Annotated in this window: 12 protein-coding genes; 4 read left to right on the top strand and 8 right to left on the bottom strand. The window is 73.2% G+C overall.

The window, feature by feature from the left end:
* Nucleotides 1-351 precede the first annotated feature (351 nt).
* Nucleotides 352-918, top strand: coding sequence for a DoxX family membrane protein (locus KIK08_RS31890; RefSeq protein ID WP_214407028.1), 567 nt, complete (start codon nt 352-354; stop codon nt 916-918).
* 193 nt (nt 919-1,111) lie between these two features.
* The gene (locus KIK08_RS31895) at nt 1,112-1,327 is read left to right on the top strand and encodes a hypothetical protein (RefSeq protein WP_214407029.1); all 216 of its coding nucleotides are present in this window, start codon (nt 1,112-1,114) and stop codon (nt 1,325-1,327) included.
* 145 nt (nt 1,328-1,472) lie between these two features.
* Here the strand turns inward: KIK08_RS31895 and KIK08_RS31900 are convergent, their stop codons facing one another.
* From KIK08_RS31900 to KIK08_RS31920, 5 genes are read right to left on the bottom strand one after another with little or no spacing between them, the layout of a single operon-like run.
* The gene (locus KIK08_RS31900; protein WP_214407030.1) at nt 1,473-1,802 is read right to left on the bottom strand and encodes a cupin domain-containing protein; all 330 of its coding nucleotides are present in this window, start codon (nt 1,800-1,802) and stop codon (nt 1,473-1,475) included.
* Nucleotides 1,799-2,548 carry a respiratory nitrate reductase subunit gamma gene (narI, locus tag KIK08_RS31905; RefSeq protein ID WP_214407031.1) on the bottom strand — a complete coding sequence of 250 codons (750 nt, stop codon included), beginning with the start codon at nt 2,546-2,548 and terminating at the stop codon, nt 1,799-1,801. The genes KIK08_RS31900 and narI overlap by 4 nt, the downstream gene beginning before the upstream one ends.
* Complete coding sequence (gene narJ / locus KIK08_RS31910) at nt 2,545-3,165, bottom strand: nitrate reductase molybdenum cofactor assembly chaperone (RefSeq protein ID WP_214407032.1); 621 nt, start codon at nt 3,163-3,165, stop codon at nt 2,545-2,547. Before narJ ends, narI begins: the two co-directional genes overlap by 4 nt.
* Entirely contained in the window at nt 3,162-4,913 is a 1,752-nt protein-coding gene (gene narH / locus KIK08_RS31915) for a nitrate reductase subunit beta (RefSeq protein WP_214407033.1), read from the bottom strand. The genes narJ and narH overlap by 4 nt, the downstream gene beginning before the upstream one ends.
* A complete protein-coding gene (locus KIK08_RS31920; RefSeq protein ID WP_214407034.1) occupies nt 4,913-8,632 on the bottom strand; it encodes a nitrate reductase subunit alpha in 3,720 nt (1,239 codons plus the stop codon). The genes narH and KIK08_RS31920 overlap by 1 nt, the downstream gene beginning before the upstream one ends.
* Nucleotides 8,633-8,859: 227 nt before the next feature.
* On the opposite strand from KIK08_RS31920, the gene KIK08_RS31925 reads away from it, so the two are divergent.
* Entirely contained in the window at nt 8,860-10,026 is a 1,167-nt protein-coding gene (locus tag KIK08_RS31925; RefSeq protein WP_214407035.1) for an MFS transporter, read from the top strand.
* A 117-nt stretch (nt 10,027-10,143) separates the two neighbouring features.
* Here the strand turns inward: KIK08_RS31925 and KIK08_RS31930 are convergent, their stop codons facing one another.
* The 3 genes from KIK08_RS31930 to KIK08_RS31940 form a co-directional block, all read right to left on the bottom strand.
* On the bottom strand, nt 10,144-11,325 hold the full coding sequence (locus KIK08_RS31930) for a hypothetical protein (protein ID WP_214407036.1): 1,182 nt from the start codon (nt 11,323-11,325) through the stop codon (nt 10,144-10,146).
* A 1-nt stretch (nt 11,326) separates the two neighbouring features.
* On the bottom strand, nt 11,327-12,415 hold the full coding sequence (locus KIK08_RS31935; RefSeq protein ID WP_214407037.1) for a hypothetical protein: 1,089 nt from the start codon (nt 12,413-12,415) through the stop codon (nt 11,327-11,329).
* A 75-nt stretch (nt 12,416-12,490) separates the two neighbouring features.
* The gene (locus KIK08_RS31940) at nt 12,491-13,942 is read right to left on the bottom strand and encodes an AAA family ATPase (RefSeq protein WP_308258025.1); all 1,452 of its coding nucleotides are present in this window, start codon (nt 13,940-13,942) and stop codon (nt 12,491-12,493) included.
* A gap of 127 nt (nt 13,943-14,069) precedes the next feature.
* Here KIK08_RS31940 and KIK08_RS31945 point away from each other — a divergent pair, with 127 nt between their 5' ends.
* On the top strand, nt 14,070-14,597 hold the full coding sequence (locus KIK08_RS31945) for a GNAT family N-acetyltransferase (protein WP_214407039.1): 528 nt from the start codon (nt 14,070-14,072) through the stop codon (nt 14,595-14,597).
* Nucleotides 14,598-14,756: the final 159 nt, after the last annotated feature.

Below are 14,756 nucleotides of genomic sequence, written 5' to 3' on the forward strand. Positions count from 1 at the left end.
GGTCGACCTCGGCCTGACCCGCGTCCTCGGCGACACCGCCAAGGTCTTCGGCTGGTACGACAACGAGTGGGGCTACGCCCAGCGCGTCGTCGACCTGCTGGACCTGATGGCCCGCACGCTGCCCGACCAGGAGTGCTGACCGCACGCTCCGTCGTCGTGCCCGGCGCGCCGTTCCGGGGTCCGCCCGACCACGCACGGGCGGAGGTCCCGACCGGGCAGTGCCGATCGGCTCCCCCGGGTCGCGATCACCGGTGACGTTCGACCCGGTGCGGAGGGGCTGTTGCGCAGGCGCGCCGGCCCGCCCCCCGAGAGCACGCTCATCGAGCAAGGAAGACACGACGAGGAGGAGCGATGAGCACCCGACACACCCCCCGGTACGAGACCGCGACCGTGGCCCCGGCGACGGCACCGGCGAAGGCCCTGGCGGTGCTGCGCATCGCCACCGGCCTGGTCTTCCTCTGGGCCTTCCTGGACAAGCTGGTCGGGCTGGGCTACGCCACCCCGGCCGAGCGGGCCTGGATCAACGGCGGATCCCCCACCAAGGGCTTCCTCAGCGGCGTCGAGGTCGGCCCCTTCGACACCGCCTTCCAGGCCATCGCCGGCGCGTGGTGGGCGGACTGGCTGTTCATGCTGGGCCTGGCCGGGGTGGGCATCGCCGTCACCCTCGGCATCGGCCTGCGCATCAGCGCCATCGCCGGCAGCGCCATGATGCTGCTGATGTGGCTGGCCGAGTTCCCCCTCGACCGCTTCACCGCCGCGGGTGAGCCCACCATGTCGACCAACCCGATCATCGACTACCACATCATCTACGCCCTCGCCCTGATCGCCGTCGCCCTCACCTACGCCGGCAACACCTGGGGCCTGGGCCGCAGGTGGGCGGACCTGCCGATCGTGCAGCGCCAGCACTGGCTCATCTGATCCCGTCCACCGCGGGGCCCGCACCGCACCGGTGCGGGCCCTTCGCCGTGCTCGGGGCCGGGCTGGCAGCGAGCCGCGAGGTGCGCCGGGCCGCAGTGGCCCCCCACCCGGCCGGGGGGCCGTTCGACCCTGGTGGCCGCGCGCGCCCGGAGGTGGGATCGAGGCCCGGAGAACGACCCAGTTGGAGCGGCGCATGCCCACCTTCCCGCCCGTCGCGCTCGACCCCGTGGTCGAGGACGCCGTGCACCGCCTCGCGGCCGAGTTCGCCGCGGCGCTCCCGGCGTGGCTGGTGCGCACCTTCGTCGTCCAGGCGCGCACCGAGCTCGCGGCGGACCCGCCCGGGGCGCTCCCCGAGCTCGTCGAGCGGCTGGCCAGGGCGCGGATCCAGGAACTCCTCGAACGTCGGTAGCGAGTCGGAGGAGGTCCCGGGGTCGTGGGGATCCGCGTCCCGCGCATCCGGCCCGACGGCAACCACCCCCGCTCCTGCGCAACGGCCGGCGACCTCGGTCGTCGACTACGGCGGTCGGTGGCTCACCGGTGGTTCGCCTCGCGGATCACCCCACCACGGACACGGTCAGCAGCACGGCGGCGTCCTCGTCGGCCACCAGGCGGTGCGACCGGTCGGGTACGACGAGCAGGTCGCCGCGCCGCCCCGCCCAGGAGTCCGGGTCGGCGATCAGCCGGACCCGCCCGTGCAGGACGTGCACCGTGGCCTCGCCCGGGTTCTTGTGCTCGGCGAGCTCGTGCCCGGCCACCAGCGCGATGAGGGTCTGCCGCAGGTGGTGCTCGTGGCCGCCGACGACGGAGCGCGCACTGCGCCCGGCCGGGGTGCGCCGCGCTGCTTCCAGCAGTTCGCGGGCCAGCGCGTCCAACGACGTCTTCACTGTCGGGGCCTCCTGGTCGAGTTAGTCGGTTCCCACCCTCGCCGCGGCGCCCGGGTCGCCGACCCGCCGGTCCGGGAGCGGTAGACGATGTAGGGCCGGAAGAGGTAGCCGAGCGGCGCGGTGAAGGCGTGCACGAGCCGGGTGAACGGCCACAGCGCGAACAGCGCCATGCCGACCAGGGTGTGCAGGTGGAAGGCCGTGCCGGCGTGGCTCATCGCCTCGATGTCGGGTTGCAGGACGAACAGCGAGCGGAACCACGGCGAGACCGAGAGCCGGTAGTTGTGCTCCTCGCCGCCGGCCGCGCCGAGCAGGGTGGTCACCAGCCCGGCGACGATGGCCGCGACCAGTACGACGTACATCAGCTTGTCGTTGCGGGTGGTGGCGGCGAAGACGGGGCCGGTGGTGCGCCTGCGGTAGATCAGGATGGCGACGCCGGCCAGCGTGCAGAACCCGGCCAGCGCACCGAGGAGGAGCGCCTGGACGTGGTAGGCCTGCTGGGACAGCCCGACGCCGTCGGTCCAGCTCTTGGGGATCAGCAGGCCGATGACGTGGCCGACGATCACCACCAGCAGTCCGAAGTGGAACAGCGGGCTGCCGATGCGCAGCAGTCGCGACTCGTGCAGCTCGGAGGAGCGGGTGGTCCAGCCGAACCGGTCGTAGCGCCAGCGCCAGATCGTGCCGGTGACCAGGACGGCGATCGTGACGTAGGGCAGCACCCCCCACAACAGGATGTCCAGGGTGCTCATCGGGCGGCTCCGAAGGGTGCGAGTTCGAGGCCGACCTGCTCGCGCGGCGGGCCGGACCGGGCCAGCGCCTTCGCCGCGGCGACGTCGGCCGGCGACGGCCCGGGCAGCAGCGCGCAGACCGCTTCGAGGACGGCGGCGTAGGGGGTGCCGGCGTCGAGCAGGGCCAGCCGGAGCAGCTCCAGGCCCGGGCGGTGTTCTTGGAGCAGGACGAGCCCGTCGGCGAGGTCACCGGTGGCGGCGTACTCCAGCACCACGGGCAGGAAGTCGGGCAGCTCGGTGGTGTCCAGGTCCATCCCGGCCGCCCGGTAGCGCTGCTTGAGCGCGGCGAGCGAGCCGCCGCGGCGGCGGGTCTCGCCGTCGCTCCACCAGGTCAGGTAGAGGCAGCAGCGCCGGCGCTGGTCGAACACCTCGACGTAGTGCTGCGCCAGCCGGGCCGGCGGGGTGGCCGCGGCCGCGTCGAGGAAGGCGGTCAGGCGCTCGCGGGTCCGCCCGTCGGGCAGTGCGTCGACCGCCCGCCCGACGAGCGGTAGCGCCGACCGGACGGTGTCGTCGGGGTACTGCAGGCACACCGAGGCCGCCTGGAGCAGGACGGCCTGGTCGGACGCGCGCCCGGTCATCGGCCCTCCTCCGGGTCGGTCGACGACGGTGTGGCCGCGCTGCGCCCGGTGATGTCGCCGGGCCCGGGGGGTACCTCGTGGGGGGGTACCTCGTGGGGTGGCGGGAACAGCCCCGTCGGACGTCCCTTGCCGTCCCAGTTCAGCAGGTTGATCCGGGCTCCCGGGGTGCCCGGATCGGCGAAGCTCTCGCTGGTCTGCCGGTCGCGCAGGGCGTGGAAGGTCTCCACCGAGACCGGCGCCGGGCGCCCGGAGGCCTCGCCGAACGGGCCGCTGCCGGCGACCATGCCCGGGCCGCCGTCGACGTCGAGGCTGCAGCCCAGCTCCTCGAGCTGGTGCGCCTCGCCCTCGTAGGCGGTGGGGATGACGTAGCGCTCGTCGTACTTGGCGATGGCCAGCAGCCGGTACATCTCCACGACCTCGGCACCGGTCATGCCCACCGCGGTGGCGATCGACTCGTCGCGCGGGCGGTCCAGGGTCACGTCGCGCATGTAGGAGCGCATCGCGGCCAGGCGCTGCAGCACCGTCCGCACGGGTGCCGGGTCGCCCGCGGTGAACAGCTCGGCCAGGTACTCGACCGGGATGCGCAGCGCGTCGATGGCACCGAACAGGTTGCCGGCGTCCTCCCCGTCGTGGCCGGTCTCGGTGAGCCGGTCGACCACCGGCGACAGCGGCGGGATGTACCAGACCATCGGCATCGTGCGGAACTCCGGGTGCAGCGGCAGGGCGACCCGGTACTGCTTGGCCAACCGGTACACCGGTGAGCGGCGGGCGGCGTCGAGCCAGTCCTCGGCGATGCCCTCCCGGCGCGCGGCCGCGAGCACCTCCGGGTCGTCCGGGTCGAGCAGCAGGTCGAGCTGGGCCTCGTAGAGGTCGTGCTCGTCCGCCACGGACGCCGCCTCGCTGACCCGGTCGGCGTCGTAGAGGAACAGCCCGATGTAGCGCAGCCGCCCCACGCAGGTCTCGGCGCACACGGTGGGCAGCCCGACCTCGATGCGCGGGTAGCAGAACGTGCACTTCTCGGCCTTGCCGGTGCGGTGGTTGAAGTACACCTTCTTGTACGGGCAGCCGGTCACGCACATCCGCCAGCCGCGGCAGCGGTCCTGGTCGACCAGCACGATGCCGTCCTCGGCGCGCTTGTACATCGCCCCCGACGGGCAGGACGCCACGCAGGACGGGTTGAGGCAGTGCTCGCAGATCCGCGGCAGGTAGAACATGAACGCCTGCTCGAAGGTGAACTTGACCTTCTCCTCGGACTCCTTCCGCAGGCGCTCGACGATGGGGTCGAGCGGGCCGTGCTCGGGCGCGCCACCGAGGTCGTCGTCCCAGTTGGCGCTCCACTCGATGTCGATCGGCTCGCCGGACAGCAGCGACTTGGGCCGCGCCACCGGGAAGTCGTCGCCCAGCGGGGCGTCGGTGAGCATCTCGTAGTCGTAGGTCCAGGGCTCGTAGTAGTCGCGGATGTTGGGCAGCACCGGGTTGGCGAAGATCGTCATCAGCTTGCGCCACCGGCCGCCCGCCTTGAGCTGCAGCCGGCCGCGCCGGTTGCGCACCCAGCCGCCCTTCCACCGCTCCTGGTCCTGGTAGCGGCGCGGGTAGCCCTGCCCGGGCCGGGTCTCGACGTTGTTGAACCAGACGTACTCGACGCCGCTGCGGTTGGTCCAGGCCTGCTTGCAGGTGACCGAGCAGGTGTGGCAGCCGATGCACTTGTCCAGGTTCATCACCATGCCCATCTGGGCCATGACGCGCATCAGAACTCCACCTCCTGGGACCGCCGCCGGATCACGGTGACCTCGTCGCGCTGGTTGCCGGTCGGGCCGAGGTAGTTGAACGCGAACGACAGCTGCGCGTAGCCGCCGATCAGGTGGGTGGGCTTGACCAGGATCCGGGTGGCGGAGTTGTGGATGCCGCCGCGGCGGCCGGTGGCCTCCGACTTCGGCACGTTCACCACCCGCTCCTGGGCGTGGTAGACGAACACGGTCCCGGGCGGCATGCGGTGGCTGACGACGGCCCGCAGCACGACGACCCCGTTGCGGTTGACCGCCTCCACCCAGTCGTTGTCGCGCACCCCGATCGCCTCGGCGTCGGCCTGGCTCATCCACACCACCGGCCCGCCGCGCGACAGGGACAGCATGAACAGGTTGTCCTGGTACTCGGAGTGGATCGACCACTTCGAGTGCGGGGTCAGGTAGCGCACCGTCACCGACGCCCCGTCGGTGCCGAGCCGGCCGAGCCGGGGCTCGCCGAACAGCCGGTGCATGTCCAGCGGTACCCGGAAGGTCGGCAGGGTCTCGCCGAACTCGTGCATCCAGTCGTGGTCGAGCAGGAAGTGCATCCGCCCGGTCAGGGTGTGCCACGGCTTGAGCCGCTCGACGTTGACGGTGAACGGGGCGTAGCGGCGTCCCCCGGTCTCGCTGCCCGACCACTCCGGGCTGGTGATCACCGGGACCGGGCGGGCCTGGGTGTCGGCGAAGGAGATCCGCCTCTCCTCGCTGCCCTCGGCCAGGTCGACCAGCCGGGTCCCGGTGCGGCGCTGCAGCTGCGCGAAGCCCTGCACCGCCAGCCGTCCGTTGGTGGTGGCCGACAGCGACAGGATCGCCTCCGCCATCTTCGCGTCGGTGTCGATCGCCGGACGGCCGTCGCCCGCCCCGCCCAGCATCACCCCGTTCGCGGCCGCCAGCTGCGCGATCTCCTCGTCCGGGTGGTAGGTCACCGCCTTGGTCGTCATGCCCAGCCGGTCGACCAGCGGGCCGATGCTGGCCATCTTGTCGGCCACCGCGGGGTAGTCGCGCTCCACGACGACGAAGTTCGGCATCGTCCGTCCGGGAACGGGTTCGGTCTCGCCCGCGCGCCAGTCGCGGACCCGCCCGCCGGGCTGCCCGGTCTCGCCCGGCGTGTCGTGCTGCAGGGGCACGGCCACCACGTCCTTGCGCACCCCGAGGTGGACTGCGGCGAGTTCGCTGAACCGCCGGGCGATGGCGTGGAAGGCGTCGAAGTCCGTACGGGTCTCGAACGGCGGATCGATGGCCGGGGTGAACGCGTGCACGAACGGGTGCATGTCGGTGGTGTTCAGGTCGTGCTTCTCGTACCAGGTGGCCGCGGGCAGCACGACGTCGGCGAGCAGCGTGGAGCTGGTCATCCGGAAGTCCAGGGCGAGCAGCAGGTCGAGCTTGCCCTCGGGCGGGTCGCCATCGCGCCAGGTCACGTCCCGGGGACGACGGTCGGGCGGGGTCTGCTCGGCCATCAGGTTGTCGTGGGTCCCGAGCAGGTGGCGCAGGAAGTACTCGTCCCCCTTGGCCGAGGAGCCCAGCAGGTTGGCCCGCCACAGCGTCAGGCAGCGCGGCCAGTTCTGCGGGGCGTCCGGGTCGTCGATCGCGAAGTTGAGCTCGCCGTCGCGCAGCTTGCCGGCGACGTAGGTCGCGACGTCCTCGCCCGATGCCACGGCCTCGTCGGCCACGTCGAGCGGGTTGCGGTCGAACTGCGGGTAGGACGGCATCCAGCCCAGCCGCGCCGACAAGGCGATGGTGTCGATGGTGTGCATGCCGGCCAGGTGCCCCTCGGCCAGCGGGGACGTGAGCGCGTCGGCCCGGTAGCCGTCGTAGCGCCACTGGTCGGTGTGGGTGTACCAGAACGCGGTGCCGATCATCTGCCGCGGCGGGCGCTGCCAGTCGGTGGCCATCGCCATCGTCGCCCACCCGGTGACCGGGCGGCACTTCTCCTGGCCCACGTAGTGCGCCCACCCGCCGCCGTTCCGGCCCATCGCCCCGGTGAGCAGCAGCAGCGACAGCACCGCCCGGTAGGTGGCGTCGCCGTGGAACCACTGGCAGATCCCGGCGCCCATCAGGATCATCGTCCGGCCACCGGACTCCTCGGAGTTGGTCGCCAGCTCACGGGCCACCCGGACCACCTGCTGGGCCGGCACCGAGGTGATGCCCTCCTGCCAGGCGGGGGTGTAGGGCTGCTCGGCGTCGTCGTAGCCGGTCGGCCACGTGCCGGGCAACCCGTCGCGGTGCACCCCGTACTGGGCCAGCATCAGGTCGAACACGGTGGTGACCAGCCGGCCGCCCACCCGGCGCACCGGGACCCCGCGGCGCAGCACCCCGCCGCTGCCGTCCAGCCCGTCGAACCGGGGCAGCAGGACCTCGGCGGTGTCGCCGCCGAGCAGGGTCAGCTGCGGGGCGACCTCACCCAGGTCGAGGTTCCACCGGCCGGTCCCGGAGTCGGTGTAGCGGAAACCGAGCGACCCGTTCGGCACCACGGGCTCGCCCGTGCGGCCGTCGACGAGCACCGTCTTCCAGGCGGCGCCCTCCTCCTCGTCGCCGAGGTCGGCTGCGGTGAGGAACTTGTCCGGCACGTACCCGGTCCCGCCCTCGGCGCCGCGCTCGGCCAGCGTGACCAGGAACGGCAGGTCGGTGTAGCGGGCGACGTAGTCGACGAAGAACGGCACCCGCCGCCGCACGAAGAACTCGGTGAGGATCACGTGCCCCATCGCCATCGCGAGCGCGCCGTCGGTGCCGGGCTGGGCGGGCAGCCAGGTGTCGGCGAACTTCGTGTTGTCGGCGTAGTCCGGCGAGACCACCACGACCTTCTGGCCCTTGTAGCGCGCCTCGGCCATCCAGTGCGCGTCCGGGGTGCGCGTGACCGGCACGTTGGAGCCCCACATCACCAGGTAGGAGGCGTTCCACCAGTCGCCGGACTCGGGCACGTCGGTCTGGTCGCCGAACACCTGCGGCGAGGCGACCGGCAGGTCGGCGTACCAGTCGTAGAACGAGGTCATGGCGCCGCCGACGAGCTCGATGAACCGCGAGCCCGCGGCGTGGCTGACCATCGACATGGCCGGGATCGGGGAGAACCCGGCGATCCGGTCCGGGCCGTGCACCTTGGCCGTGTGCACGTGGGCGGCGGCCACCATCTCGACCGCCTCGCCCCAGGACACCCGCACGTGCCCGCCCTTGCCGCGAGCCCGCTGGTAGCGGCGGCGGCGCCCGGCGTCGCCGACCACGTCGCCCCACGCCAGCACCGGGTCACCGAGGCGCGCCTTCGCCTCGCGGTACATCTCCACCAGCACCCCGCGGGCGTACGGGTAGCGGATCCGGGTGGGCGAGTAGGTGTACCAGGAGAACGCCGCGCCGCGCGGGCAGCCGCGCGGCTCGTACTCCGGGGAGTCCGGACCCACCGACGGGTAGTCGGTCTGCTGGGTCTCCCAGGTGATGATCCCGTCCTTGACGTAGACCTTCCACGAGCAGGACCCGGTGCAGTTCACCCCGTGCGTGGAGCGCACCACCTTGTCGTGGCTCCACCGGTCCCGGTAGAAGACATCGCCTTCGCGGCCGCCCACGTGGTGGACGGCCCGCAGATCGGGGGAGGTCTCCCGGCGGGTGAAGAACCGCCCCGTGCGCAGCAGCGCGTCCGCGGCCGGCCCGTCCGTCCCGGGCCGTGCCCGGGCGCCGCCGTCGTCGAAGGTCGTCACCTGTGCCTCCGTTCCTGCCGTCCCAGAGACCCTGGCAGGTCGCGGTCCGCAGCGCACGGCCGGAAGGGCCTGATCGGGGGACCGAACGACCTCTGCCGCACTCGGCGCCGGGGAGGCAGGATGGCTGCCCGCAGAACCACATCGTCCGCGACGAGGAGGACATCGTGAGCGCTGCCCGCGGACCGGGCCCGACTCCCGGAACACCGCTGCGAGGCGGGGCCGGACTCATGCTCGGCACGTCCACCGTCGGGTTCGCCGTCACGTTCTGGGCGTGGGCGCTGCTGTCCCCGTTGGGTGCGACGCTGCGGGACGAGCTGCAGCTGACCGCGTTCCAGCAGTCGCTGCTGGTGGCCGTGCCGGTCCTGGTCGGCTCGCTCGGGCGCATCCCGGTCGGCGCGCTCACCGACCGGCTGGGGGCCCGCCGGATGTTCCCGGTGGTCGCACTGCTCACCGTGCTGCCGGTGCTCTACCTCGGTCACCTCGCCGACTCGCTGACCGGCTACCTCCTCGGTGGCTTCTTCCTCGGCCTCGGCGGCACGACCTTCGCCATCGGCGTCCCGTTCGTGAACTCCTGGTACCCGCCGGCCCGGCGGGGGCTGGCCCTCGGCGTGTTCGGCGCGGGCATGGGAGGCACGGCGATCTCGGCGTTCAGCACGGTGCAACTGGCCGCGGCGTTCGGTCCGGCCTTCCCGTTCGACCTGGTCGCCGTGGTTCTGGTGGTCTACGCCGGGGTGGCCTACCTGGTACTGCGCGACCGGCCCGACCGGCAGATCCCCAGCGGCAGCCTGGCCAGCCGGTTGGCCACCACCCTGCGGATGCCGCTCACCCTGCAGCTGTCCTTCCTGTACGCGGTCGCCTTCGGCGGGTTCGTCGCCTTCAGCGTCTACCTGCCGACCTACCTGGTCAGCGCGTTCGGGCTGGACCGCGGCGACGCCGCACTGCGAACCGCCGGATTCGTCGTGCTCGCGGTGCTCATGCGCCCCATCGGCGGCTGGCTGTCCGACCGGATGGGTCCGATCCGGGTGTTGGTCACGGCGTACGCCGCGGTCGCGCTGCTCGCCGTCGTCGCCGCCTTCGAACTGGCACTGGTGCCCGTCGGCACGATCGCGTTCCTCGGCATGGCCGCCGCGCTCGGCACCGGGACCGGCGCGGTGTTCGCCCTGGTCGCCCAGCTCGTCGCGGGCGACCGCGTCGGCGCGGTCACCGGCGTCGTCGGCGCCGCCGGTGGCCTGGGCGGGTTCTTCCCGCCGCTGGTGATGGGGGCGGTCTACGGCACGCTCGGCAGCTACATGCTCGGGTTCCTGCTGCTGGCCCTGACCGCCGCCGTCACCGGCCTGTTCACCGCGACCACGCTGCGCCGTCGGGCGACCAGCCACGCCGAGCCCACAGCCTGACCGCCGAGCCGGCTCGGCCTGCGTTGCGCGGCAACAATCGCGTCCGCGCCTCGGCCGGCCACTCCGGATCGAGCCGTGGAACCAGGCGTCCACGAACCGCGTCGTGCGAGTGCAGCGTCAGTCGGCGAATGCTCGGTCGACGTCAGCTGCGGCGTCGAGCTGCCACGGACGGGCGACGTCGGCGAGCAGGTCGTCCCAGGACCGCCCGAGGCCCTGCGCACGGGCTCGGGCATCGGCGGCGACCTGCAGGGACGTGGTGGCGGCGCGGAGCAGGACGGGCCAGTTGACGTGCTGGTACGCCCCGACCGGTGAACGGGTCGCGATGGCGATGGTCAGCGCCTTGCCCAACGATGCCGCTCCGACCAGCGCACAGGCGGCCAGCAGCAGCTCGCTTCGCTGCGCGGCCTCGGCGGGTTCCAGGATCGCGGTGCCACGGGACAGCATCGCGCGGCCGTGCACGTGGGTCCGGACCACGACCTCGGTGGTGAGAACCGGCAGGGTACTGAGCGCGACCCATCGGGTGTTGAGGCCGTTGTCGTAGGTCTGGTGGGCGAAGGTGCGCAGCCGCCGTGAAGGCAGCTCGTAGAGCTTCGTACAGCCCGGCAGCGGCAGGCTCATCGGGGTGACGACATCGGCGACCAGGTGCTTGCCCCACAGCGTCAACGCCTCACCGAGGGTCTCGACCGGCACGTACCGCGTCCCGAACGGTGTCGCGTCGGCCAGGTGTGTGATCCGCTGGCCGTGGTCCCAGGAGTAGCCGCGGAACTGCCCGGCGCGGATCTGCCGCAGCGCCTCGAACGGGCGGCCGATGTCGTGACCGGCTGACCGCATGCGATGACCGGGCCCGCCGAACCCCTCGCCCGTGTAGTCGATCGGCATCCCCCGCGCTTCCCGCTCCCACCGCCTGATCAACGGCGAGTCCTTCAGCGTCTCCAGCCGCTGGCGCACGGCGCCGTCGATCGCCGAGTCGAACCAGGTCGCAGCGATCCCGATGAGCCCCGCGCACGCCACGGCGGCGACGTCCTGCTCGCTCCAACGAGCGCGGTGACGGTCCTCCCAGCGCTCGTACTCCGCCCGCAGCGCCGGGGTCAGCGCGGCGTCGAGATCGATTTCGTCCCAGCCCTGCGAGGCTCGCAACGCCTCGTTGGTCGCGGTCAGGTCCTCGTAGCGCTCGGGCGCCGCGCTCGACGGGGTCACCTGCACATCGGTGCCGCCGGCCAGTAGCCGAGCGGCGTCGGCCTCGAGCTCGGCCAAGCGCCGGTGCTGGGTATCGAGGTTGCGCAGGATCGACTCGTCCACCTCAGACCGTCACCGGGATGCGGTCGATGACGACCTCCAGAGCGGCTTGCGCGGTCTCGGCCTCGGCCTGCTCGGTCTGCAGCCGGTCGCGAAGCTCGGCGTTCTCCGCGGTGAGCCGGGAGTTGTCCGCCGACAGCCGGCGTAGCTGCTCGGCCAGCCGCCCGATCGTCATGCCGACCTCGTCCAGGCGCGCCTGCAGCCCTTCCACGACCAGTCGCGCTTTCGCCTCGTCGTTCTCGGCGTCGAGCAGCACCATCCGGGCGACGACGTCGAGCTTGACCGCCGCCGCCACGACCTGCGACGCGCTGAAGCCGCTCAAGCGCGCACCGGCCGCACCGACACCCGCCCCGCCCAGCGCACCCAAACCCGACAACAGCGCAGTTCCGCCGGCCATGCCGAACCCGCCCGCCGCCACCGACCCGCCGCCGAGCGCGGCAAGTCCGGCTGACGTCGCGGCCGCACCGCTCAGGCCGAGTGCGCCACCGACGGCCGCGCCGATCAGGGGGGCCGCGACACCCATCGACGCCACACCCAGCACCAGCCCCGCAGCCGACACCGCAGCCACCCGGCCCCATCGCACGTTGCGACGGGCCAGCGCACGCAGCACCGCCTCGAACTCGGCGGTGACCGCCCGAAGATCGCCCGGTTTCAACGCGATGAGATGACCGGCTGCCACAGTGAGCGCGTCACGTCGCGCCACCCGCACCCACCCGACATCGCCCGCCCACGGCTCGAACGCGACGAGCTCGATGAGGAGCAGCAGCGCACGCGAGCGCCGCGTGACGTGACTGCCGAAGATCGGCGCCGCGCCCTCGATCAGGGGCCGTTGCTGAGCCGGGACCCGCGCCGCGACAGCGGCCGCAGGCTCCCGCGCCCACACCGGGAGGTCCTCCCCGCGCGACCAGTGCGCCATCGTCGCCGCTTCGGCGAACACGTCACGGAACCGCTGCTTGCTCTGCGCTCGCGTCGTGTGCTTCTCCGCGATGAGGTCCCGGCCCAACATCAGCTGCTGCAGCAGGGTGAGCACCACCATTTCGTCGGTGTCCAGCCGCATCTCGTCCGCGACATCCCTGACGGCCTTCACCTGCACGGCAACGCCCCGATCTGATCGACACCGATGACCAGACCGTCGCATTCGGCGAGGCTGCCGTTACTGAGCGGATCCCTACGGGTCGCAGCAGTCGTCGTCCGCGCGGAGCACCGGACCAGGGCGCCGGCCCGCACCGAGGACGCTGCGGGTCAGCGCTTGCGCCTGCAGAACGTCGAGCGCGGCGAGGAGGTCGGCACCGGTGAGGCGCACCCGGTCACCGGGCCCGGTGCCGGGCAGCCGGGCCAGCACCGCGCGGCGGACCAGCTCGCGCACGAACGACGCGGTGACGCCCTCGGTCCGGGCCAGCAGGGCGCAGCCCTCGGCGCTGTCGTCGGGCAGGTCCAGGTCGGTGGCCGCGGCGTAGAGGCGCAGCAGCCGGCGCCGGCAGTCCGCGTCCGGCGGCGGGATCTCCACCGCCAGGTCGACCCGTCCGGGCCGCTCGACCAGCGCCCGCTCGACGACGTCGACGCGGTTGGTGGTGAGCAGGAACGTCACGTCGGCGTCGCCGTCGACCCCGTCGATGCGGTTGAGCAGCTCGAACAGCCACGGGTTCGGCCCGGGCGCCACCGCGCGGTCCTCGGCGACGAGGTCGACGTCCTCGACGACGACCACGGCCGGCTGCGACCGGCGGGCCAGGCTGACCGCGGCCGGCAGCAGCTTGGTCAGCGCCCGCCCGGACAGCACGACCACCGTGTGGTCGGTGAGCCGGCCGAGCAGGTAGCGCACCGTGTGGGTCTTCCCGGTACCGGGTGGGCCGTGCAGCAGCACCCCGCGCTTGAGGTGCTGACCGGCCGCGCGCAGCCGCTCGGCGTCGACGCCGGGACGCACGACGTGGTCCTCGATGGCGTCGAGCACACCGGCCGGCAGCACGACATCCTCGGCACGCAGCACGGGCCGGGGCAGGAACGAGACCAGCTCGTTGCCCCGGTGCTCGGTCACGTCGAGCTGCAGCACCTGGCCGACGAAGGCGTCGTGCGCGCGGACGCGCTCCTCCAGCGCGGCCCGGGTCTCGGCCGCGGTCGCGCCGTCGCGGGCGAGCACGCGCAGCTGACACCCCGAGTCGGGGCCGAACATCTCGATCGGCCCGCGCACCCCGAGCACCACCGGCTCGCCGCCCGGCGAGCGGGTGCGCACGACCCCCAGCTGCACCGCGTCCTGGCTGGAGTCGGGGCCGGTGGCCACGGCGGCGTAGCTGACCGCGCCCACGTCGAACTGGCCGGTGCGGGCGGCGGCCTCCAGCATCTCCACCAGGTCGTGCATGCCGGCGTGCAGGCCCGACACCCCGAACCACTCCGCCCCCGGGTCGTGCTCGGCCAGGTAGGCGGCCACGCCGCGGTGCACGTTGACGTGCTCGAAGCCCGGGTAGGAGCGGCTGACCGCGAGCGCGTCGTCGATGCCGCAGCCCAGGTGCGCCGCCACCCGCCCGGCCAGTTCGTTGCCCTCGCCGCCCAACCGCACACGCGCGCGCTCCACCAGCTCGACCAGCTGCCCGGCGAACCGGCGATCCCACTCCGCGTCGTCCCCCACGACCCCACAGTGGCACGGCTCACCCCGCCGGTGCTCGGGAGGTGCCGTCCGCGGGCCCGTGAGGCCGGACCTCCCGAACACCCTCACGCCTTGACGGGTGACTGCCCCACCCGCCAAGGAGACCGCCATGCCCCCTCCCGACCCGTTCCGCGTGCACCGGGCCCGGACCACCGCGGACTGGGCGGCGGCCGCGCTGCTGCTCGACGAGCACCGGCGGTGGGTGGCCGCGGCCGTGGGCGCCGACGTCACCGCGGCGCAGCCGGCCGCGCGCGACGAGTTCGCCGACCCGGCCCGGTTCTACCGGCCCCCCGACGCCGCGCTGGTCCTCGCCCGGGTCGGCGAGCGGTCGGCCGGGATGGTCGGGGTGCACCGGTTGACCCGGTCCGCCGCCGAACTGAAACGGATGTACCTGCGGCCCTGGGCCCGCGGGCGGGGCCTGGGCCGGGCCCTGCTCGCCGAGGCCGTGGCCGCCGCGGACGATCTCGGGTTCGACGAGCTGCTGCTGCAGACCCACCCCGGCGCGATGCCCGCCGCGCACCATCTCTACCGCGGGTACGGCTTCCGGCCCGCCGAGCCGTTCCACGACCTGGGCGTGCCGGGCGTGCTGACGCTGGGGCTGGACATGGCGGGCCGTCGCGCCGGGGCGGCACGGTGATCCGGCGTGGCGTGGCGATCCGGGGTGGCGCGGCGATCCGCGGGCCGCGGGCGCTGGTCGCCGCCGCGGCCACCGCGGGCGCGGTCGCGGTCGGGGCGACGATCTGCCTCAGCGCGCTGAGCACCGGGCTGGCCGGGGAGCTCGGCGTCGGGCCCGCCG

The sequence above is a fragment of the Pseudonocardia lacus genome, assembly GCF_018531445.1.
GTDB lineage: Bacteria > Actinomycetota > Actinomycetes > Mycobacteriales > Pseudonocardiaceae > Pseudonocardia > Pseudonocardia lacus.